The sequence below is a fragment of the Bacillus sp. FSL K6-2819 genome, from assembly GCF_038008305.1.
Classification (GTDB): Bacteria; Bacillota; Bacilli; order Bacillales; family Bacillaceae; genus Bacillus; species Bacillus amyloliquefaciens.
In genome coordinates this window covers 1,082,710-1,104,898 of the sequence record NZ_JBBOYV010000001.1, presented here as the reverse complement: position 1 = coordinate 1,104,898, position 22,189 = coordinate 1,082,710, and the positions used below count along the sequence as shown (strand labels likewise).

At 48.6% G+C, this 22,189-nt stretch carries 20 protein-coding genes, 1 pseudogene and 1 riboswitch; of the genes and pseudogenes, 10 read left to right on the top strand and 11 right to left on the bottom strand.

Translation table 11 applies throughout. The features are described from left to right. Positions 1 to 14 precede the first annotated feature (14 nt). Positions 15 to 857 (bottom strand): YitT family protein, encoded by an 843-nt coding sequence (locus MHH91_RS05740; protein WP_013351793.1) that lies wholly within the window; start codon positions 855 to 857, stop codon positions 15 to 17. A 125-nt stretch (positions 858 to 982) separates the two neighbouring features. Here MHH91_RS05740 and MHH91_RS05735 point away from each other — a divergent pair, with 125 nt between their 5' ends. Next, a complete protein-coding gene (locus MHH91_RS05735; RefSeq protein WP_014470022.1) occupies positions 983 to 1,834 on the top strand; it encodes a DegV family protein in 852 nt (283 codons plus the stop codon). Between the two features lie 48 nt (positions 1,835 to 1,882). Then, positions 1,883 to 2,005, top strand: coding sequence for a hypothetical protein (locus MHH91_RS05730; RefSeq protein ID WP_014470021.1), 123 nt, complete (start codon positions 1,883 to 1,885; stop codon positions 2,003 to 2,005). Between the two features lie 44 nt (positions 2,006 to 2,049). Here MHH91_RS05730 and MHH91_RS05725 read toward each other — a convergent pair whose 3' ends face one another. The 4 genes from MHH91_RS05725 to MHH91_RS05710 form a co-directional block, all read right to left on the bottom strand. Next, positions 2,050 to 3,300 (bottom strand): cytochrome P450, encoded by a 1,251-nt coding sequence (locus MHH91_RS05725; protein ID WP_014470020.1) that lies wholly within the window; start codon positions 3,298 to 3,300, stop codon positions 2,050 to 2,052. A 132-nt stretch (positions 3,301 to 3,432) separates the two neighbouring features. Continuing rightward, complete coding sequence (locus MHH91_RS05720) at positions 3,433 to 5,082, bottom strand: methyl-accepting chemotaxis protein (RefSeq protein ID WP_038462709.1); 1,650 nt, start codon at positions 5,080 to 5,082, stop codon at positions 3,433 to 3,435. Positions 5,083 to 5,084: 2 nt separating this feature from the next. Beyond that, the gene (locus tag MHH91_RS05715) at positions 5,085 to 6,059 is read right to left on the bottom strand and encodes a BMP family lipoprotein (RefSeq protein WP_013351789.1); all 975 of its coding nucleotides are present in this window, start codon (positions 6,057 to 6,059) and stop codon (positions 5,085 to 5,087) included. Positions 6,060 to 6,234: 175 nt separating this feature from the next. Further along, positions 6,235 to 7,131, bottom strand: coding sequence for a CvfB family protein (locus MHH91_RS05710; RefSeq protein ID WP_172800825.1), 897 nt, complete (start codon positions 7,129 to 7,131; stop codon positions 6,235 to 6,237). Positions 7,132 to 7,230: 99 nt separating this feature from the next. Here MHH91_RS05710 and MHH91_RS05705 point away from each other — a divergent pair. From MHH91_RS05705 to MHH91_RS05690, 4 genes and pseudogenes are all read left to right on the top strand, one after another. Beyond that, positions 7,231 to 7,723: pseudogene (locus MHH91_RS05705) on the top strand (YajQ family cyclic di-GMP-binding protein). A 100-nt stretch (positions 7,724 to 7,823) separates the two neighbouring features. Beyond that, positions 7,824 to 7,946: riboswitch (SAM riboswitch) on the top strand. Positions 7,947 to 8,035: 89 nt separating this feature from the next. Continuing rightward, on the top strand, positions 8,036 to 9,877 hold the full coding sequence (locus MHH91_RS05700; RefSeq protein WP_014470019.1) for a bifunctional homocysteine S-methyltransferase/methylenetetrahydrofolate reductase: 1,842 nt from the start codon (positions 8,036 to 8,038) through the stop codon (positions 9,875 to 9,877). A gap of 84 nt (positions 9,878 to 9,961) precedes the next feature. Further along, a complete protein-coding gene (locus MHH91_RS05695) occupies positions 9,962 to 10,402 on the top strand; it encodes a GNAT family N-acetyltransferase (protein ID WP_013351785.1) in 441 nt (146 codons plus the stop codon). A 239-nt stretch (positions 10,403 to 10,641) separates the two neighbouring features. After that, positions 10,642 to 11,268, top strand: coding sequence for a pentapeptide repeat-containing protein (locus MHH91_RS05690; protein WP_013351784.1), 627 nt, complete (start codon positions 10,642 to 10,644; stop codon positions 11,266 to 11,268). A gap of 9 nt (positions 11,269 to 11,277) precedes the next feature. Here MHH91_RS05690 and pdxR read toward each other — a convergent pair whose 3' ends face one another. Then, entirely contained in the window at positions 11,278 to 12,723 is a 1,446-nt protein-coding gene (gene pdxR / locus MHH91_RS05685) for a MocR-like pyridoxine biosynthesis transcription factor PdxR (protein ID WP_014470017.1), read from the bottom strand. A 125-nt stretch (positions 12,724 to 12,848) separates the two neighbouring features. Here pdxR and MHH91_RS05680 point away from each other — a divergent pair, with 125 nt between their 5' ends. Together MHH91_RS05680 and MHH91_RS05675 are read left to right on the top strand one after the other, a co-directional pair. After that, entirely contained in the window at positions 12,849 to 13,457 is a 609-nt protein-coding gene (locus MHH91_RS05680; protein WP_038463202.1) for a LysE/ArgO family amino acid transporter, read from the top strand. Positions 13,458 to 13,512: 55 nt separating this feature from the next. Further along, entirely contained in the window at positions 13,513 to 14,025 is a 513-nt protein-coding gene (locus tag MHH91_RS05675; protein ID WP_038462705.1) for a DinB family protein, read from the top strand. Positions 14,026 to 14,051: 26 nt separating this feature from the next. Here MHH91_RS05675 and iolG read toward each other — a convergent pair whose 3' ends face one another. The 3 genes from iolG to MHH91_RS05660 all read right to left on the bottom strand — a co-directional run bounded on the left by iolG (position 14,052) and on the right by MHH91_RS05660 (position 17,244). Beyond that, entirely contained in the window at positions 14,052 to 15,083 is a 1,032-nt protein-coding gene (gene iolG / locus MHH91_RS05670; RefSeq protein WP_013351780.1) for an inositol 2-dehydrogenase, read from the bottom strand. Between the two features lie 236 nt (positions 15,084 to 15,319). Continuing rightward, entirely contained in the window at positions 15,320 to 16,345 is a 1,026-nt protein-coding gene (locus MHH91_RS05665; RefSeq protein ID WP_013351779.1) for a LacI family DNA-binding transcriptional regulator, read from the bottom strand. Between the two features lie 35 nt (positions 16,346 to 16,380). After that, positions 16,381 to 17,244, bottom strand: a complete 864-nt coding sequence (locus MHH91_RS05660; protein WP_013351778.1) for an AraC family transcriptional regulator — start codon at positions 17,242 to 17,244, stop codon at positions 16,381 to 16,383. 122 nt (positions 17,245 to 17,366) lie between these two features. Between MHH91_RS05660 and MHH91_RS05655 the strand changes: the two genes are divergently transcribed. Next, positions 17,367 to 18,734, top strand: a complete 1,368-nt coding sequence (locus tag MHH91_RS05655; protein ID WP_013351777.1) for an MATE family efflux transporter — start codon at positions 17,367 to 17,369, stop codon at positions 18,732 to 18,734. A 35-nt stretch (positions 18,735 to 18,769) separates the two neighbouring features. Here MHH91_RS05655 and MHH91_RS05650 read toward each other — a convergent pair whose 3' ends face one another. Further along, on the bottom strand, positions 18,770 to 19,513 hold the full coding sequence (locus MHH91_RS05650) for a squalene/phytoene synthase family protein (RefSeq protein ID WP_013351776.1): 744 nt from the start codon (positions 19,511 to 19,513) through the stop codon (positions 18,770 to 18,772). A gap of 84 nt (positions 19,514 to 19,597) precedes the next feature. Next, positions 19,598 to 21,439 (bottom strand): asparagine synthase (glutamine-hydrolyzing), encoded by a 1,842-nt coding sequence (gene asnB, locus MHH91_RS05645; protein WP_013351775.1) that lies wholly within the window; start codon positions 21,437 to 21,439, stop codon positions 19,598 to 19,600. Between the two features lie 172 nt (positions 21,440 to 21,611). On the opposite strand from asnB, the gene MHH91_RS05640 reads away from it, so the two are divergent. After that, positions 21,612 to 22,154, top strand: coding sequence for a DUF2777 family protein (locus MHH91_RS05640; protein ID WP_013351774.1), 543 nt, complete (start codon positions 21,612 to 21,614; stop codon positions 22,152 to 22,154). Positions 22,155 to 22,189 lie beyond the last annotated feature (35 nt).

The window sequence follows — 22,189 nt, the reverse complement described above, 5'->3', positions numbered from 1 at the left end:
TCTATCCGCTCCTATCAGTCTTTTCTGAAGAAACCAAAGATCCCCGTCGTTTGCACGATGTTTGTGAAGGCTTTCGGGTCGACCTCTTTCACGATTTTCTCAAGATCATACAATTCGTACCGCGTGATGACGATGATCATCATTTCTTTCTGTTCGTTCGTGTAAGCGCCCTTTGCCGGCACCGTCGTAATGCCGCGAACCATTTTTCCGTAAATCGCTTCTTTGATTTCATCGGCTTTTTTCGTAACGATCATGGCGGTCAGTTTCATGTGGCGGGTGTGAATGGCGTCAATCACCCTTGTTGTGACATACAGAGCGACAAGGGTATATAATGCTTTCTCCCATCCTTGCAATAATCCTGCCGTCAAAATGATAATCCCGTTCAAAATGAAGAAATACGTACCGACCGGTTTATCCTTCCATTTGGCCAGCACCATCGACACGATATCAAGGCCGCCTGTGGAAGCGCCGAATTTCAGCGTTAAACCGATGCCGACAGCTGAGATGACTCCTCCGAATACGGTATTCAGGAGAATATCGTGCGACAGTCTCATTTCCGGGAGAATTCCCATAAAGACGGACGTCAGCGCTACGCTTAATATGCTGTATACGGTGAATGATCTGCCGACTTTCAGCCACCCTAACACACCGATGGGAATGTTTAAGAGGAACATGAGAACTCCTGTCGAAATATAAAAAGGGGCGTATTGATCAACGACGCTTGACAGCAGCTGGGCGACACCGGTAAAACCGCTGGCATATACATTCGCCGGTATCAGGAATAAATTCAGTCCCGCCGCATACAGAAACGCGCCGATGACGACAATTGTTAATTTTTTTGCTTGTTCAAGTACCATGGCTTGCTCCTCCGCTCATTTTCATTATTAGCTTTTCCCTTAAAACAAAGTTTTGAACACTAATTTGCCAAATTTATATGATATAGTTGGCATCACTCTCACCAATTGGAAAGAAGGGAATTATGATGACAGTTCACCTTATTGCTGACAGCGCCTCTGACCTGCCGAAATCTTTCATTGAAGAAAATCGGATCGGGTTCATTCCGCTGCACGTAACACTTGACGGAAACGAATATGAGGACACGGTCACCATTCAGGCGGATCATATATTTCAAGCGATGCGGGATGGGAAAGTTCCGAAAACATCCCAGGCATCGCCGGACACGATAAAAAAAGTATTTTTACATTACGCGGAACTGGGAGAACCGGCGATTTACATCGCCTTTTCATCAGGTCTTTCCGGCACCTATCAGACGGCCGTAATGGTCGCCAATGAAATCAAAGAGGAATTTCCCGATTTTGATTTACGGATTGTTGATTCCAAATGCGCTTCTTTAGGCTGCGGTCTCGCCGTGATGTACGCGCAGACACTCTGTGTTAACGGAAATACAATACAAGAAATCGAAACATCTGTAAAGAGCTTTTGCGCCCGGATGAAACATATATTTACGGTCGATGATGTCGCTTATCTTGCGCGGGGCGGCAGGATTTCTAAAACGTCCGCTTTTGTCGGCGGGCTTTTGAACATCAAACCGATTCTGCATGTGGATGACGGCAGACTCGTGCCGCTCGAAAAATTGCGCGGACAGAAGAAACTGTTTAAACGGATTCTAGAAATGATGAAGGAAGAAGGCGGCGATTGGGCGGATCAAACTGTCGGAATCAGCTATGCCGATAACGAAGATACCGCTCTCAGCATGAAACAGCAGATCGAAGAAGCGTTCCATCCGAAAGAGGTCATTCTTCATTCAATCGGATCAGCCATCGGCGCTCATTCCGGACCGGGGACGCTTGCGATTTTTTTCCTGAAGCCATAATTTCCAATGCCGGCGGGCATCCTAACGAAAAGAAGGGAGGCTTTCCGCATGAAAGACGATGACAAAAAACCGCTTGATAATAACGCCCTTAATCAGAAAAAGAACCGGCTTGCCGAAAAAAACCGCCAGGCAGGCAAGAAACAGGAATCGAAAAAACCCGATCACCTATAATCACAAAACAGCCCTCTTTTTCAGGAAGAGGGCTGTTTTGTATTCTATTTGCGTCTCACATCACTTATCACAAATCCGCTTTCAGGCAATGCCGGCATTCTGGACAGGCTGAAGCTCAAATCTTGGGGCGGAACATCGTATTCTATTTCATTAGTAAGAAACGCTAGGGAAGCTTTCATGACTTCCACGGTCATTCCTTCACCCGGACAGCGGTGGCCGTCAGCCGGATCACCTCCGCCCTGGGGAATGAAATCAAATTTATTTTCCTCCCGTCCCTGAAAACGTTCCGGGCGGAATTCATTCGGATTCTCCCAAAGCCGGGAATCATGGTTTGTTCCATATAGGTCAAGCATGACGGATGCACCCTTTTTAAACTCACAGTTCTTCCATACGAAATCTTTTTTCACAACGGCTCCTAAAAACGGGGCGAACGGGTAATACCGCCGAACTTCATGTACAAATCTTTCGGCCTCCTGATCATCTCCCGACCTCAGCTTGTCCCGATACTCAGGGTGGTCATGCAATGCCAGAGCTGAAAACGCAATGAAGTAAGAAATGGCGGCAATCGGGCGCAGAACATTAATAAGCTCAACAGCAGCCATGTGAGAATCGAGCCTGCTCCCGTCAAGTTCTGTATGAACAGCCATTTCATACAAGGCTGAGCCCTCCGGCGTTTGCAGCTTGCCGGACCGCACATCCTCAATGACCTCCTCTACCCATTTCTCCGTTTTCGGCCTCGCCCTTCTGCCTTTCCAATGACGCGGTCCGACAGCGCCGAATGCGTCTACCATATCGGTGAAATCCTCCGCCCGCTCTTTCACTTCCGAGTCTTTCAGCGGAACGCCGGCCCACTCACAGGCAGCCCGGCACAGCACTTTTTTCGCTTCATCAAAAAGGACAATTCGGTCTGCACCCTCCCACTTTTCCGCAGATGCTTTCCACTGTTTTGCCACCGCTTCCGCAAGCCGTTTTTGCCGGGGAGGTGTCATCAGCGACATAAATAGGAGCTTCCTGTGCTTATGCCGTTCACCGTCCATTGACTGGATTGCCCCTGTTCCGAATAACGTTTTCTGCACCCGTTTGGGGAGGGCTTGCTGGCGCTGAAATCGTTCTGTGTCATAAAAAAGCTTTGCGGCTTCCGCTCCGCTCATACAAATGAATGTCTTCCCTAATAATCGGGCGCGAAACACATCTGAGCGATAATTCTCCGCTCTGTTTTTCACAAATACATATCCATCGCGTAATAAAGCCAGACTATTATCAAGACCCTTTTCATGCGGAATTTGTTCAGTCATCCCGATTCCTCCCTTCTTTTTTCACCTTTCACGAAAAAGAATAAATGTAAAAACTTGTATATTCAGTATTTGTGTTTCATTCAGAAGTTACTCATGTCAGGCTGCAAAAATCAGGGGCGGGGCAAAAGCCTATTACAATGTAAAACGGCGGACCTGATCATTTAACCGTTCTGTCAGACTGCGCAAGGCATTGACACTTTGTGTCATGTTTTTAAAGGATGACAGCTGCTCCAAGGCTGAGGCTGAAATTTCTTCGCTTCCGGCGGCAGTTTCCTGAACGACGGCGCTGATGCTTTCGGCATGCTGCAGCACTTGCTCACCAAGCTGTTTCGATTCGCGGATCTGCCCGTCTAAGTGAGAAAGCTCCGCCTTAATGTGCGCGGCTTTCTGTTCGATATGGGCGAATGATTCTGACGTTTTCTCCATTAGCTCCTGCTGTCTGTCCCCTAAAGCGACGCCGGTCGTAACAGCGCCGGTAATAGATGTGATGCCGCCTTCAATTTGCTTTACCATATCGAAAATCTGCGCGGTTGCTTTGGCTGATCCGTCTGCCAGCTTCCGTATTTCCTCGGCAACGACGGCAAATCCTTTCCCGGCCTCTCCTGCTCTGGCCGCTTCGATCGCCGCATTTAATGACAGCAGATTGGTCTGACCCGCAATGTCAGAAACGGTCTGGGCCATCATACTGATGCCTGCCGCGTGTTTTATGAACAGATCAGCGGCTTTTGAGATTTCTTTTGACGTTTCATTGCTTTTGTCAATCGCTTGTTTTGTTTCTGCCAAAGCACTTCGGCCTGCAGCCACCGCTGAAATGGTGTCCTCGCTGCTTGCAGTGGTCTGTTTTGAGCGCTCGGCATTCGCTTTTGCGTGCTCATCCATTTTTTCAATAAATAACACCGCATGCTGCAAGTCTTCTGAAATGGTTTGTGAGCCCTTTGCCATTTCTTCCGTTGATACGGACACCTGCTCGGTCATTTCCGTGAGTGTCTGGTTTTCTTTCGTCAGGCCTTCTGCAAATGTTTCCACTTCGCGGCCGACCTCTCCGATCGCCTTGATTAAGGTGCGGAGCTGTTCTGTCATGATTCCGAATGAATCATTCAGCTCTTTCAGCTCGTCTTTTCCTTTGTAGTCGAGTTTTTCAACAGCCAGGTTTCCGCCGGCGATCTGCCGCGCGTTTTCGGCCATCAGGCGGATCGGCCCGGCAATTTTCTTTGTCAGCCTGACGGATGAGAGCACGGTAACGGCAAGGAGCACGATTGTTAACACCGCTGCGCTGTAAACAATAAATTGAATTTGATCGGCCGTTTGTTTCTGCATCTGTTCATAACGGCTGCGGCTTTCAAGATTGAGCATGTAAATGTCATTCAGCAGACCGTTGATGCGGGCCGCCGTCCTTGTCGCTTCGGCCGGACTCTTTGTATTCAGGGCCGCAGCAGCCTCCGTCTGCCATGTTTCATATTTTTTGGCGAGCTTTTCATAGGCGGCTTTTCCCGCCGGGTCAGTCATTGTTTTTTGTAGCGCGTTCAGCCGGTCGGAGCTGTTTTTCATATAGGTGCGAACGCTCTCTTTCTGGGCATCGGCGAGTGTGTAGGAATAGCTTGTGATGCTTTCTTTCAATGTATTGAGTTCAGCTTTCGCCGCCTGAACGCTTAACAGCGCTTCGACCTCATCTTCATTTGAGGCTTGAATCTTCATCATGTTTACGATCGTAAAACCGATGACAGCGGCAAAGCATATCATCGTCACGGCCGCGTTAACGAGAAGTCTGGTCCGTAATGTCACGCTCATTCCCCTCCCTTTTCGATCAGCTTGCTTTTCATATCAGCGATTTTTTTTGTCAGCTCATCTGAATTCTTCACGATTCTGATCTGGGCTAAGTCCATGCCATTTTCCTTTAATCCATAAACGATTTGGCCGTTTTTGATTTGCTTTCCGTTTTTTAAATCTTTGGCCAGCTCGTAAATCACATGGTCAACGTTTTTCACTAAAGAGGAGATAACGGCGTGTTCGGCAGTGTAATATTGGTCGCTGTCCACACCGATCGCGTATATCTTTTCGGCCTCCGCTTCCTTCAGCGCGCCGACACCCGTAAAACCGGCCGCCGTAAACAGGACATCGGCTTTCTGATGAATCATTCGTTTGGCGATCTGCTGCCCAAGCTTGTCATTATCAAACGATCCGCTGATTTCAGACAGTACACGAATATTTGGTTTGATTGATTTCGCCCCTTCCACATAGCCTTTTTTAAACCGTTTAATGACGTCGGCATCTGAGCCGCCGATAAATCCGATCGTGCCAGTTTTTGTTGTCAGGGCCGCCAGTGCTCCTGCTAAATAGCTTCCCTCATCTTCTTTAAAGGTAACGGAGGTGACGTTTTTCAGTTCTGACACTGAATCAATCAGCACAAACTGCTGGTTCGGATATTTTTTAGCGACCTTTTCTAAATCCGGCTGCATGCTGTAGCCGAGTGCCACAACAAGATCATTTCCTTCTTTTACAAGTTGAGTCAGTCCTTTTTCATATGTACCGGTATCCTTTATTTCTCTGTAGTCAAATGTGATGCCGAGCTCGTCTCTTGCTTTCATTAAGCCTTGAAAACCAGAATCATTAAAGGACTGGTCGCCAAGTCCGTTGTCCGTCAGCATCATCCCGATTTTTTTCGCCTCACGGCCGGCCGTTTCGTCTGATTGGCTGTTTGCACATCCGGCCGCACCGAGTGCGATCAGCAGAACAGCCGCAAATATCACCATTTTTTTCATTGAAACTCTCCTTTGCGGTTTTTTCTATATATCGGTCTGCGTGTCAGAATATTTTATTTCAATAAAATATTTATTTTTTTGAAAACAAACATGAAAACAAAGAAAATCAGGAATATTGTGGTTTTGAAGGAAATAAAAAACATCGGTTTTGTTCACCGATGTTTTTGCAGAAAATTTATTGTTTTTCGTATGTCCAGCCGTCTTCCTGATATACCTTGCCGTTTTTCATCAGGTGGCCGAGCGCCCGCTTAAAGGCGGCTTTGCTTAAATTGAACCGTTCGCGAATATCGTCAGGATGGCTTTTGTCTCCGTATGGCATCGCGCCGTTTCTTGATCTCAGATAGGTCAAAATCTCTTCAGCGTCAACAGAAAGCGCGTCCTGCTTTCTCGGCAGCAGCGACATGTTGACAGAGCCGTCTTCCTTCACCTCGATGACACGCCCTGTCACACGGCTGCCGAGTCTCGGCTCTTCTTTTCTTTCCGAAGAGTGAATAAACCCGCGGATGCCTTCATCTGTAATAATGAAAGAGCCTGATGCAATCAGCCTGTACACCGTTCCCGTCAGTTCTTTATTCATCATCTCTTCGCCTGCATCTGTAAATAATTCGCTGATGATGTCCTCCGGCGCCGGCTTGGCAAACATGCGCCCGCGGTTTGTCACCTTAAGCATGCAATACAGTCTGTCGCCTTTTTGCGGCCAGACGGATTTATACGGGGGCAGATGCTCCGTTGCGACGAGCGCGTCTTTTGACAGACCGACGTCGACGAATACGCCCATATCCTCCACTTGATCCGTCACTTCCACCCATCCGTAATCATAAAAGCTGATGAGCGGCTTTTTCATCGTCGCCGCGAGCCTTTCCTGATGGTCGACGTAAATAAATACGTCCACTTCATCTCTGTCTTCGATATCCTCTGTGATTTCACTGTTATGTAAAAGAACCGTATCCTCGCCGTCAGTTAAAAAATAACCGAAATCGGTTTGGTGATCTATACTAAGCGTGAGCTGCTGCCCTGGTCTCATGTTATCGTCCTTCCTGCTTCGCCCGTATGAGGCTGATGTTTTTCTCATTTTTTCCAATTCACACAAATTCATGCTTTATGCTGTTGGACATTTCTCTTTATTCTACTATAATCAACTCATAAGTGAAATGTTATAGGAGGTTTTCTCATGGCAAAAGAAAGTTCTTTTGATATCGTATCAAAAGTTGAATTTCCCGAAGTTCAGAATGCGATTCAGATGACGCTGAAAGAAATCGGGCACGCGCTATGACTTTAAAGGATCTAAAAGCGATGTGAGTTTAGAAAAGGAAGAACTTGTCCTGATTTCAGATGACGAGTTTAAATTGAATCAGCTCAAAGATGTGCTGAGCGGCAAGCTGATCAAACGGGATGTGCCGACGAAAAACATTGAATACGGCAAAATTGAAAATGCCTCGGGAGGCACAGTGCGCCAGCGCGCGAAGCTTGTACAGGGCATTGATAAAGACAACGCAAAAAAAATCAATGCAGTGATTAAAAACTCCGGCTTGAAAGTAAAGTCGCAGATTCAGGACGACCAAGTGCGCGTCACCGGAAAAAATAAAGATGATCTGCAGCAGATTATTGCAGCCGTCCGCGGTGCAGACCTGCCGATTGATGTTCAATTTATTAATTTTAGATAAATTATGTGATTCCTATTGATTATTGTCTCTATTTTCGGTAAATTTGGAGAAAGGGATTTTCACAGTTAAGTTTTGGAAACCCATGACAATTAAATGAACGTTCTTATCAAGAGAAGCCGAGGGACTGGCCCGACGACGCTTCAGCAACCGGTGTAATGGTTTACCCAAACCATGACCAAGGTGCTAAATCCAGCAAGCTAATAAACAGCTTGGAAGATAAGAAGAGAGACAAATGATCACAAAGTCTTCTTCTTAAGAAGACTTTTTTTATTTCTCTTTTTTCCTTGCTGAATGTGATGAAGGAGGCAAACAATGGGACTATTACAAGACTTGGAAGAACGGATATTAATCGGGGACGGCGCGATGGGCACTCTCCTTTATTCCTACGGCATTGACAGATGTTTTGAGGAACTGAACGTCTCAAAGCCCGAGGAAATCAAGCGGATACATAAGGCTTACGTGGAAGCCGGGGCAGACATCGTTCAAACAAACACGTACGGCGCGAATTTTATTAAGCTCTCAAGATACGGACTTGAAGATGACACGAAAAGAATCAATCAGGAGGCGGTCAGAATCGCGCGCGCTTCCTCAGACGGCGCTTATGTTTTGGGAACGATGGGCGGCATCCGCACCTTCAACAAAAACGCCTACAGCCTTGAGGAGATTAAACGCAGCTTTCGGGAGCAGCTTTATTTACTGCTTCACGAGGAGCCGGACGGCCTGCTCTTGGAAACATACTATGATTTAGAAGAAGCGCGCGAAGTGCTGAAGATCGCCAGAAAAGAAACGGAACTCCCGATCATGCTGAACGTTTCCATGCACGAACAGGGCGTGCTGCAGGACGGAACACCGCTTCGGGAAGCGCTCAGATCAATTGCCGGCCTCGGCGCTGATATAACGGGAATCAATTGCCGGCTCGGCCCGTACCACATGATTGAAGCCCTTACCGAAGTGCCTATTTTCCGTGACGCTTATTTATCGGTCTATCCGAACAGCAGCCTTCCGTCTTTAGAAGGAGGCCGGCTTGTTTATGATACGGACGATGCCTATTTCCGGGAGAGCGCCATACAATTCCGCACTCAGGGCGCGCGCATTATCGGAGGCTGCTGCGGCACAACGCCCAACCACATCAGAGCCATGGCTGATGCGGTCCACGGACTTTCACCCGTTACTGATAAAGAAGTGAAAATCAGACGGGAAGAAGAAGTCATCTCAGTCCGGGATGAACGGACCGATCCGGGTTTAGACGAAATCGCCGCGCAAAAACGGTCAATCATCGTAGAGCTTGATCCGCCGAAAAAATTGAATTTTGGCAAATTTCTGCAAGCGGCGGCTGAATTAAAGGAAACCGGCATAGAAGCGCTGACGCTCGCCGACAATTCATTGGCGACACCGAGGATCAGCAATGCAGCCTGCGGTTCATTACTGAAAGAGCGCCTTGATATCCGTTCTCTCGTCCACATTACATGCAGAGACCGCAATATCATCGGCCTTCAGTCACATTTAATGGGGCTGGATACGCTCGGGCTCACCGACATTTTAGCCATCACGGGCGATCCTTCAAAAATCGGCGACTTTCCGGGAGCTACCTCCGTCTATGATTTGACGTCCTTTGACTTGATCAGGCTGATTAAGCAATTCAACGAGGGCATTTCTTTATCAGGGAAACCGCTCGGCAAGAAAACGAACTTTTCCGTAGCCGGGGCATTCAATCCGAATGTCCGCCATCTTGATAAGGCGGTAAAACGGCTGGAGAAAAAAATCGAGTGCGGAGCCGACTACTTCGTGTCTCAGCCTGTTTACTCAGAGCAGCAGCTCATTGACATTCATCATGAAACGAAGCATCTCAAAACGCCGGTGTATATCGGCATTATGCCGTTAACGAGCAGCCGCAACGCAGAGTTCATTCATCATGAAATACCGGGCATTAAGCTGTCAGACAGCATCCGGGAAAAAATGGCGCAGGCCGGTGAAGATAAGCGGAAGCAGAAAGCCGAGGGCCTTGCCATCGCCAAGTCGCTTCTTGACACGGCGTGCGAACTGTTTAACGGAATCTATTTAATCACCCCGTTTCTCCGTTCTGATTTGACGTCAGAACTCGCAGCTTATATTAAGCAAAAGGATGAAAAACGGGCTGATGTATATTTGCATTGATGTGAAAACAAGCCGCCTGATATGACAGGCGGCTTTTTCATGGTACGATACAGAAAAAGAATCAAGCAAAGGAGGATTTTTTTTATGGTTGAAGTAAAACCCATCACCGCAGAAGACACGTACGCGATCAGACACAGCGTGCTGCGCCCCCATCAGACGATAGAGGATTGTAAATATGATCAGGACAGCGTAAAAGGAGCTTTTCATCTCGGAGGTTTTTACGACGGACAATTGATCAGCATCGCTTCTTTCTATCCGCAGTCTCAGCAGGCATTAAAAGCTGAGCCCGCCTACCAGCTGCGCGGCATGGCGACGCTTGAGGAATACCGGACACAAAAAGCGGGAAGCACATTAATCGCCTATGCAGAACGGAAACTGGCCGATATGGGGGCGGCGCTTGTCTGGTGCAACGCCAGATATCACGTGAAAGGATATTACGAAAAGCTCGGCTGGACAAGCATCGGCAGCCCCTTTGACATACCCGGCATCGGCCCGCATGTGATCATGTATAAAGAACTCGCTTGAAACAGACAAAAGCCCTTGGCGTCTCTTATAAGGGCTTTGTTTTGTTATTTTTAGCGTTAAGCGAATCCGTACATCACGTCCCACTCCCCATGCTTTTTTAAGCGCCGCTATTGACGCTCTCCCGCTTTTTTATTACCCTTTGTTCATTAAGCAACAAGCAATTCGGCAAGGACGGCAGGTGTGAAACGATATCTGTCAATTGCTGATTTCAGCTATTTTTTAAGAAAAGGGAGTAAAAGATGAATACGATCCAAAAACCGAAAATCCCGAAAGAATTGCCGGTGCTTTCTTTCACCAAAGCGCTTCAGGACGAACAGATCAAAGATGTCATAATTGAAAACGAAATCATAAGCGGAAAACTGCACAGCCTGCGCGCTGAAAAAGTCATATTCAGAAACATGGTTTTTACAGATGTCTCTTTCAGACATATGGAATGTACGGATGTTCTGTTTGAAAAATGTGATCTCTCAAACGCTGATTTCAGCGGAAGCATCATCCATAGAACGGTCTTTCAGCATTCAAAACTTCTCGGCCTGAACTTGGCGGATTCCGCTATGCGCAATGTGCGGTTTGAAGACTGCCTCGCAAATTACAGCTCGTTCAGCTATTCCAATATGAAGCATGTCCGGTTTGACACGTGCGCTCTTTTAGAAAGCGAGTGGAATGATGCCGCCCTTGAACACACAGAACTTAACGCATGTGATCTGAACGGCGCAAACTTCATCGGCACGTCCCTTTTTAACATGGATATCAGTACGTGCACATTTGATCACCTGCACGTCTCACTTGATAAGCTGAAAGGATGCCGCATCTCTCCGGCGCAGGCCGTTACATTCGCAGAAGCGCTCGGAGCCATCGTGACGTAATCCCCTGAACTACAAAACGAAACGGCGGGCGATGTCCGCTATCGTTTGAATGCCTTTTTCCAAGTCCGGCAAGGATGCGTACGAATAGGAAAGACGCAGACTTTGCCGGTCTTCGGGAAGGTAAAGAGCTCCCGGATTGATCAGCACGCCGGCCTCCAGTGCACGGGTGAAAAACGTTTGAACGGCGAACGCTTTATGAAAGGTGACCCAAATATAAAAGCCTCCCTCCGGTACATGCCACTCCGCAATATCTCCCGCGTATTTCTCAAGAAAATGCAATGCCGCATCTCTCCTGATTTTGAGTTCCTTTCTGAGACGCAAGAGACGCGTTTCATAGCGGCCGTTTGACAGCCATTGGCATGCCGCCCATTGAGATAACGCGCTGGAGCCGTAATCCGTCTGCATTTTAATATCGGCAAGCCTGTCTGCAACCGGCTCAGGGGCGACGGCCCATCCGATGCGCAGACCCGGGCTTACGGTTTTTGACAGCGTGCCGATATACAGCACGTTTCCCTCACCGTCCATAGATTTCAACGGAGGCGGCGGTTCTTTATCGATCCATAAATCACCGTACGCGTCATCTTCAATGACAGGCAGGCGTTGATTTCTTGCGAGCGCGATAAGATCTTTCCGCCGCTTATATGACATCACCGTTCCCGTCGGATTTTGAAATGACGGAATGGTGTACAGCAGCCCTGCTTCGTATTGCCATCCGTAAGCGGGAAGGTGATCCGTTTTGATTCCGTTCTCATCCATCGGCACCCCCTTAAGCCTGATGCCGGCTGATTGAAACACACGCAGGGAATGAAGATACGACGGATTTTCAGTCAGCATGACGGAGTTTGGTTTTAACAGCCCGATTGAAATGAGCTGAAGCGCCTGCAGCGCCCCTGAGACGATTAAGATGGATGCCGGAGACGCGTAAATGCCCTTTGTTTTTAAATGTTCCGAGACGCATTGCCGAAGCTTCAAGCTGCCCTTCGGTTCCTCATAGCCGAGCGCAAAGATTTCAGTCCCCGCTTCACGGAACAGTTCGGCCATCTCTTGCTCAGGAAGCAGCTCCGAACTCAGCTCACCCGTTCCCAGCCGAATCAGATCCGGACGCGGCTCGTTTTGATTAATGGCCTGAATCAAGGCTGAATTCGGCTGATGACTTCCCGATGTAACGTATGTGCTCCAATCAAGGGGCTTAGCCGCTGCCATGACGCTCCACGTATTGTTGACGACTTTTGTGCCTCCCCCGCTTTTTCCTTCCAGAAGACCTTGTGCGATCAACTCATCAATTGCTGCCGTCACTGTGCTTCGATTGACTTGAAGCTCCTCAGCCAGCTTTCTTTGTGAGGGGATTTTCGTACCGATCGTCCATTCCCCGTGAAGTATTTTTTCTTTCATATGCTGTTCGATCTGGAGATAAAGCGGTATGTATGACTCCCGATCCGGACGCCAGCTCTTCATACGGCACCCCTCCTTTTTTACTTATTATACATTTGGCTGGTTCAGATACCAACCAAATGGCCGGAGACATCAGCACACGATCCGTCTACAATGAGATTCAGCTGATGATTGGAGGAATTTATGATATGAATGCCATTTTTCACGGAGTGATGCTCGCTTTCGGCCTTATCTTGCCATTAGGCGCGCAAAACGTATTTATTTTTCAGCAGGGAGCCTGGCAGAAACATGTGTGGCAGGCGTTCCCCGCAGTGATAGCCGCCGCGGTATGCGATACGATTCTCATCACCGCCGCCGTCGCAGGCGTGTCAGTGATTATTGCGGAGATTCCTGTCTTCCGGACTGTCATGCTTATTTGCGGCTTTTTGTTTCTCAGTTTTTTAGGCTGGCAGACTTGGCGAAGCAAGCCGCAGGCCGAACAGGCGAAAAAAACGGTTTTCACGGCAAAAAAACAGGCAGCCATGGCAGCCGTGGTGTCCCTTTTGAACCCCCATGCGATCTTGGATACCGTCAGTGTCATCGGCACGAGCTCCGCCGCCTACCCGGGAATTGATAAATGGCTGTTTGCCGGTGCTTGTATTGCGGTTTCCTGGGTTTGGTTCGCCGGACTGGCATTTGCGGGACGGCTCGTCCAAACGGCGGATTCGGGCGGCCGGCTGCTCGGCATCCTGAATAAATGCTCGGCATTGGTGATGTGGGGGGCGGCTGTTTATTTTGCGGCGCTTTTGCTCCGATAAAAAGGAGTTCCGGCAAGTCATGTTGAATGTACCGAAGGGAAAAGGGGGAATTGGAATGTCAGAGATTCTAAAGCTGCATCACTACCACAGGTGGGCGAATGAGCAAGTCATTCAGCACCTGAAGACCATGCCCGCGGCAAGCTTACAGCAGGAACTGAAAAGTGTTTTCCCGACCGTGAACGCCGTGCTTGTGCATATATGCCGGGCCGATTACATCTGGCTTCACGTGCTTTACGGAGAAACTTACGAACAAATCGTCTCGCGATTTGATCAATTTGAAAAGCTTGGCGGAGATTTGGGGGCGATTGAACATAGAATGACAGAGCAGTACGAAGATTACAGCCGATTTTTAAAAGTACTGGAGAATCCAGAAGGTCCGATCTCTATTTCTCACCCGCGCCTGGGAACGCTGAAGACGACATATGCAGATGTGATCCGGCATGTTGTGAATCACGGCACATACCATCGCGGCAACATAAGCGCGATGCTTCATCAAATGGGATATAAAGGCGTGCCGACTGACTACATTTTTTTTCAGACGAATCATAAAAAAGCAAAGGCATGCTGAGCCTTTGCTTTTTCTCTTCGAATCTATCACAACCCGGCATAGCTGGAAGCGCCCGGGGTAAGCTTTACAGCCCTTCCGGTTTTAAAAGATTCCGTCGCGGCGATCCCGATTTCTAAGTTAATCGCTGCATCAACGTCTGTCACAATCGGAGTTTCCCCTTTTTTCACACATTCGGCAAAGTGCTCAAGCTCCAGACGATATGCGTCTTTAAAGCGGGCTTGAAAATCCGGGATAATTTCGTAGCTGCTGCCAGACTGCGTTAAAACGGTAACATGGCTTTTCCGCAGCGTACCGACTAAAATGCTTCCCGTCGTGCCGATAATTTCGGCGCGGATGTCATGGCCGTACGGAGAATTTCGGCTTGCCTCCACATCGCCGGCCGCGCCTGAGTCAAACTCAAGATACGTTAACGCCTGATCAACATCGCCGCATTCCTCCATGAACGGGTGCTTTAAAATTCTCCCGTGCCCGCTGACGGACGTAACCTCGGCATTCATGAGATATCTCGCGATGTCGTAATCATGAATGGAACAGTCAATGAAAAGCCCTCCGCTATGTTTGATAAATTCAGCGGGCGGTGCGCCTTGATCTCTCGTAAACCCTTTATAATAAATGGGGTTGCCGATTTCTCCGGCGTCAATTCTTCTTTTCGCGTCGGCGTAAGCCGGGTCAAACCGCCTCATAAACCCGACCTGGCAGATGACGCCCGTTTCTTCGATTTTTTTCATGACTTCTTTAGATTCCTCAAGACTAAGGGTCAGCGGCTTTTCAACAAAGATGTGCTTTCCGTTTTCAGCGGCCTTGGTAATCATTTCCGCATGTGTGCTTGTCGGGGTGACAATGATGACGGCGTCAATCGCCTCATCTTCCAGCAGATCATTCGGATTTTCCGTCCATTTGGCGATTCCTAATTCTTTCGCACACGCTTCCGCCTTCCCCTTCATTGGGTCACAGACGGCCGCAAGCTCGGCTCCCCGAACTTCGCTGACTAAATGCTTTGCATGAAAAAATCCTAATCGCCCTAATCCCAGCACCGCACATCTGATTTGATCTGTCATATATCTCCGCTCCTTTTACCTTGAGGCCGCATGCCGCGTTAAAGCAAGCGGTTTCTCTTATTAAACTTGCTTTTTTTCATCTATCATTCTTTCATAATCATCATTGAAAAAGCGCTTTATTTATAATGTAAGCTGATTGCTTATTTTGTTTTGCGCAAGCGCTTTCCCAAAAGCTGATTTTATTTTACAATGTTTTTCACTCGTTTGACAATGTTTTTCACAGAAAAAAACGCGCCTCATTGCTGCGGGCGCGTTTTTGCCGGTGCCGTAGACTGCCTGATGACAAGTTCCGGAGATAAAACAATTTTACTTTTTGCTTTTTTCTTCCCTTGAATCTCATCAATGAGAAGTTCAACGACGCGCCTCCCCATTTCGCGGATAGGCTGGGAAATCGTCGTGAGCGGAGGAGCCGTCATCTCAGCGAGAATGGTATTGTCAAAGCCGATGACGGACAAGTCTTCCGGCACCCGAATGCCCCGGGAGCGCGCAGCCTGTATTGCCGCGCACGATAACACATCATTAAAAGCGAAAACGGCGGTCGGAAGGTCTCTGTCAAACAGCTCGGCCGCTGCCTGTTTTCCGCTTTCCAGCGAATATTCCGTCGGAATGATGAGCGATTCATCGAGTGTCATCCCCGCTTGACGCATCGCTTTTTGAAAACCTTTGATTCTGTCTCTTTCACCCGTGGTCGAGCCGTTGCCGACGATACAGGCGATCTTTTTATGGCCTAAAGATATAAGGTGTTGAGCCGCCGTATAGCCGCCGAGAAAATCATCGATAATGACGACGTCCATCGGCGCGAGCGGTTTATCCTGAGTGATCATCGCAAGCGGGGTGCCTGATTTCACAATATCATCAAGCGCCGTGACGCTGTCATCATGATCAAGCCCCGTCGCGAAAATAATGCCGTCCGCCTGCTTCTGCCGCAGCATGGAGAAATACTTCGTTTCTTTTTCAGGCTGGTAATCCGTGCTGCAGATAATGATATGAAACCCAAGGACACCGGCACTGTCTTCAATGCTTTTCGCCAGTTCCCCGAAAAACGGATTTGAAATATCCGGGGTGATCAGGCCGATCATATTCGTCTTTTTGCCCGTCAAAGCGGATGCGTGAACATTCGGATGATAGTCCATCTCCTCCATGACACGGAGCACCATCCGCCGTGTTTTGTCACTGATCCTCCCCGTGTTGTTGATGACCCGCGAGACGGTCGAAATGGAGACGCCCGCCTTTTCGGCCACATCGTAAATTGTCATTTTCATGCTTACTAATCCCTCTTCTGTTCTCTGGTTTTAGGTCAGTCCGTTTTCCTGCTTACGAATTTGCGGTATTCAAGCGGCGTAATGCCTTCAATCTGTTTGAACAGTTTAGAAAAATAGGTCGGGTCCTCCATGCCGATGGCGTCTGCGATTGCCCCCATTTTGTCATTTGTGGCGGACAAAAGACGCTTCGCCTCCGTCATTCTGACTTTGTTCGTATACTGGCCGGGCGTAACGCCGAGCACCTGCTGCATACAGCGGGTCACGTAGTCTTGGTTGTAATGAAGAGCCGAAGAGAGCGCTTTGATGGTGGTTTTCTCCTGATAGTGCTCCTGCAGATACCGGGCGGCCTCCCATGCGACTCTTTCCTTTGCGGACGGTATTTGGAACGCTTCCTTTTGAAGATGAAGCAGCAGCTCTTCAAACAGAATCTGCTTTCTGAGCGGCAGATCGGAGTTCTCTGCGCTGTCATCAGTCAGGACGCTGAATTGCCCGGCCATAAACTGCGGGCGCCTCACCTTACCTTTTTGCGGCAGGGACAGGCGGTAGCGGGCCGGCTCTTCAAAGCTGCCTTTTTTCCGCCTCAGCTCCGCCCAGTTATTCCCGGTTGTTTCCGTCACCTCATATGCCGTTCCCTCAAAATGAAGCCACGAATAGGATGTCGTTTCTTCACTTCCTTTTGTCCCGTAATGTTCAAGGCCAGGAGAAAGCAGAATATATTCTCCGGCTTCTACGGAAAAGGCGTTTTCGTCTTCTGTAATGTAGAGGACGCCTTTTTTCACATACAGCAGATCAAACACCGGGAAGACCCGTCTCACATGGGTTTCGCCTTTTTTGAACGTCCCTTCTCCCGCAGCGATAAAGACCGGGAACGGAGGGACTGTGAACTCGAGAAAGGACATATTTTCGGCCCTCCTTTTTAAGTCGGATTTTTGCAAGAAGTTTCGTTTCTCTCCCTTTTTATTATAAGAAAATGGAGGTACACTTTTAAACGTTGATTTTGTCAGGAAAGGGGTTAAAAGAAATGAAACAAGCGATTTTAAAACGGACTGCATTCAAACAATCCTCTGATCACAAACTCTCATTATACGCGCTGACTTGGCCGATATTTATTGAGGTTTCATTATATATGTTTATGGGAAACGCCGACACTCTTATGCTTAGCCAATACTCTGACAACAGTGTGGCGGCCGTGGGTGTCAGCAATCAGATTTTAAATTTAATTATCGTGATGTTCAGCTTTATCGCAACGGGCACGACAATTGTGATTTCGCAGTTTTTAGGTTCTAAGCAGAAAAAAGAGGCGCAGGAAGTGGCTTATGTTTCGATAGGAGCGAACTTTGTCATCAGTCTCGCCATCAGCGCCGCCGTGTTTTTCGCGGCCGTTCCGATGCTTCATGTTATGGGTCTTTCCAATGAATTGATGCCCGATGCCAAAGTCTTTTTACAGGTGGTCGGCGGGCTGTCATTCATTCAGGCCCTGATTATGACGTTCAGCGCCATTTTAAAAAGCTACGGTCATACGAAGGATACGATGTTCGTTACGATCGGGATGAATATTTTAAATATCGCCGGAAACTTTCTTGTCATCTTCGGACCGCTCGGCCTGCCGGTGTTAGGCGTCGCCGGGGTTGCGATGTCAACGTCCATCGCGCGGATCATCGGGTTAGTTGCTATGATTGTAATCGTCAAAAAACGCATCGGACTCGGTCTGACATGGAAAAAGATCTTTCACGTTCATAAAGAGCACTTGCGGAAACTATTGAAAATCGGGATTCCGTCTGCCGGCGAACAGCTGTCTTATAACATTTCACAAATGGTTGTCACTTATTTTATCGCCATCATGGGCGCCCAGGCGCTCACAACAAAGGTTTATACACAAAACATCACGATGTTTATCCTGCTGTTCGGAACGGCGATCAGCCAGGGCACACAGATTTTGATCGGCAGATATATCGGCGCCAAACAGTTTGACGACGCTTATGACCGCTGCATGAAAAGTCTGTACTGGGCGCTTGGCATTGCCGCTTTGACATCCGTTATCATGACCTTGTTTTCAAAGCAGCTGATCGGAATTTTCACAAGCAGCCCTGACATTATTACGACGGCGAGCATGCTGATTGCCATGACGATCATTCTTGAGCCCGGCCGTTCATTTAATGTCATTATCATCAACTCGCTCCGGGCCGCCGGAGATGCAAAATTCCCCGTCTATATGGCGATGATCTCCATGTGGGGCATCGGTCTGCCTCTCGCTTATCTGTTCGGCATCCATTTCGGATTGGGGCTTATGGGCATCTGGATTTCATTTATCGCGGATGAATGGGTCAGAGGCATTCTCATGTACAGAAGATGGAAGTCGCGGATTTGGATTCAAAAAGGGATTGCATAAACGCCCGAAGCTTCGTTGTGAAGCCGGGCGTTTTTTTATGCCTGTGTAAGCCGCTTTCTCATGTCATCGAGCTCTGACCGGTAATGTGCCAGCAAACCGGTAACGGCCGGCCTTGAGTATAACGGAAACAGCTCCAGCTCTTCAGACGCCTCTTCGAAATACGCCTCGGCTTCGAAAGTGATATACTCCCATACATTCATAAAAGCTTTGTTGATGGTATGTCTCTCCAGCTCTTCTTCCGTATAGCCGAATTGTTCCATCACCTGACGCGGAAGACGCTTTTTCATCCGCTCATCCGTATGAATCCCAGTGAGAACCCGGGTCAGCTGAACGGCGGCTCCTAATGAAACAGCAGCATGGCGGAGCTTCTCTTGATTTCGGCGCGCGCAAACCGGCAGCAGAAGCAGACCGAGCGCTCCGCCTGTTTGGCCCGCGTACATCAGCAGGTCATCAAACTCTTGATAGGTCTCTTTTTCTCTGTCAGACCTTTGGCCGGCGATAAACTCACAGAACGGCTCTTCTTCCAGCCCAAATTGCTGCCGCACGTCGGCGAGCGCCTCCCACAAAAAGCCTTCGGGGCTTGTCCCGTTCAAAACGTCTTGTGCCGCCTGTTCAAATCCCTCAAATTCCTGAACATCCGCAAGCTTCTCAGCTTCATGAAACAAAGCAAGCACAGCCCATGCGGCCTGCCTGTTTTTTGGCGGCAGGGATGAAAAAGTTTGTTTATATAAAGGAAAATGCGCCTCGGCAAGCTGCGCGCATGTTTCGTATTCGGTCATGGTATCACTCCTCTGTTTTTTAGTGTACCATATGTTTCACAATAAAAAGACCGATATCCTCAGCGGAAACCGGTCGCGGCACTGTTATTCTTCTATATCAATGCGGTACGCCTCAAACCATGTATGGATTTGGGCAAGATGGGCGATCAGCTGCGGGCCTTTCATCAGCTGGCCGAACCATGGAACCTGAAAAGATGAACCCTCTGTTTCCAGCAGCATCTCCAGTTTTTTTCTGTCGAGCAGGGTGTGAAGCACGGAATCTTTTTGTTGTAAAATCGTTTTCAGCCACTCTGTAACTCCTTGCGTGTATTTCGGGTGATGCGTTTTCGGATAAGGACTTTTTTTGCGGTACAAAATGTCTTCCGGAAGCAATCCTTCAAGCGCCTTCCGCAAAATGCCTTTTTCCCGGCTGCCATGCATTTTCATTTCCCAAGGGATATTCCAAACGTATTCCACGAGTCTGTGGTCGGCGAACGGCACCCGCACTTCAAGACTTGCACCCATACTCATGCGGTCTTTGCGGTCCAGCAGATTTGTCATAAACCAAAGCATATTTAAGTAGAACAGCTGCCGTCTCGCTTTGTCTGTTCCCGTCTCACCGTCTAACAGCGGTGTTTCCGCAATGGTTTCTTCATATCTCGCATTCACGTATTCTCTTAAGTTCAGGCGTTTTTGCCATTTTTCGTCCAAGAGGGTGATTCTCTCCTCAGTGGATCTCATCCAAGGAAATCCGTCTTCTTCCGCCGCGGTATGAAACCACGGATATCCCCCGAAAATTTCGTCCGCGCATTCTCCGGAAAGACTCACGACAAAATCTTTTTTTATCTCACGGCAGAACCACAACAGCGAGGAATCAACATCAGCCATGCCCGGCAGATCTCTGACGAGAACGGATTCCTCCAGATGTTCAACCAGCTGATCCTGTGTAATTACGCACTGATGGTGCTGTGTGCCGAATGCATTTGTCATTTTATCGATCCACGGGCCGTCATCATTCGGCTGAAAGGCGCTCGCTTTAAAAAATTTGCTGTTCTCCTCATAATCAATTGAATAAGTATGGAGGGGATCTCTGCCTTCTTTCTCAAAATGAGCGGCGGCTATCGCGGTAATCGCGCTCGAATCAAGCCCCCCTGACAAAAATGTGCAGACCGGCACGTCAGATACGAGCTGGCGCGTCACCGCATCCTGAAATAAGTACCGAATATGAGCGGCGGTTTCATCGAAGCTGTCTGTATGCTTTTCGCTCTTTACATTCCAATAACGCCAGATGGACAAACCGTCCTTAGAAAAAGTAAACGCATGAGCGGGACGCACTTCGTGAATTCCTTTAAAAACCCCGCAGCCCGGTGTTCTGGACGGCCCGAGTCCGAAAACTTCCGAAAGTCCGCTGCTGTCTGTGCGGGCTTTCACATCAGGATGAGCAAGGATGGCTTTCAATTCTGATCCAAACAGAAAGGAAGAACCGTGTTCTTTATAAAAAAACGGTTTGACGCCGAGCCGGTCTCGCGCCCCAAACAGGCGCTCCCGCTTTTCATCCCAGATGGCAAAAGCGAAAATACCGTTCAAGCGGTGAACGCACTCCTCCCGCCACTCAATATAGCTGTGCAGCAGCACTTCTGTGTCAGAGGTCCGTTCAAAACGGTGGCCTCTCGCCTGCAGCTCTTTCCGCAATTCTTCCGTGTTATACAGCTCGCCATTATAAATGATGGTGTACGTTTCCTCTTGATGCGTGCAGGCCATCGGCTGGCGGCCGCCTTCAATATCAACGACCGAAAGTCTTTTATGTCCGAATAAAACATGGGGCTCTCCCCAGACGTTTGAATCATCAGGCCCTCGTTTTGAAAGAGTGTCTATCATATTGTTCATAATATGTTTCTCTTGGACGAGCTGCTTTTGAAAATCGACCCAACCCGCAATTCCACACATGTGATATCAGCTCCAATCCCGTTTCTGTCGGTATCAAATTCGTTTCTATCAGCACTTTACCCAGTTTATGCAAAGAAACGCAGATAGTTGATTTGTCCCACTAAGAGTTGTATGAGACAAGCCTGATTTGGAAAGAACGGAAGAGAAGATCAAACAAAGGAGCCTCGTGGTTATGAAACGAAAACAGCTTTTCTCAGAAAAAAACAAATGGGGGCGCGGCACTCTGATGATAGAGGACGGCATCTGCCTCGTCGAAAACGATGAGGGCGATATCCTGCTTGCAGACAGTCTCGGAAACGCCGCCGTATTGATGAAACGTGACGGCAGATGGCAGCCGGCCCGGATTCACGGCGGTACGGCCGAAATCGGCGCAGACACCATCGCTCTCTTCGGCGGAGAAGAGATCCGTTATGAAAAGGCGGTAAAACGGCCGCTTTTAGCCCTGCTGGATTCGCTGGACGATGAAACGTTTCTGCTGTTTCTCAGCCATCTGCACGGGTTCGGCCTGTCTGTATATGATTGCGTATTTTCCTACAATCAGTCGCTGTTTTCCGGTGAAGGCGTCTCGTTTTATCATTTCTCGGCGGATGATGCCCAATGCGCCCTGCAGCATCACCGCGGCGGCTCGGGTAAACATGACAGATTTGAATGGACGGCATCTGACGGGCGGCGCTCAATTATGTATTCAGCGGCAAAGCACGGCGGAACAGCGTAAAAAACAGGCGGCGCCCTTTAAAAGGCACCGCCTGT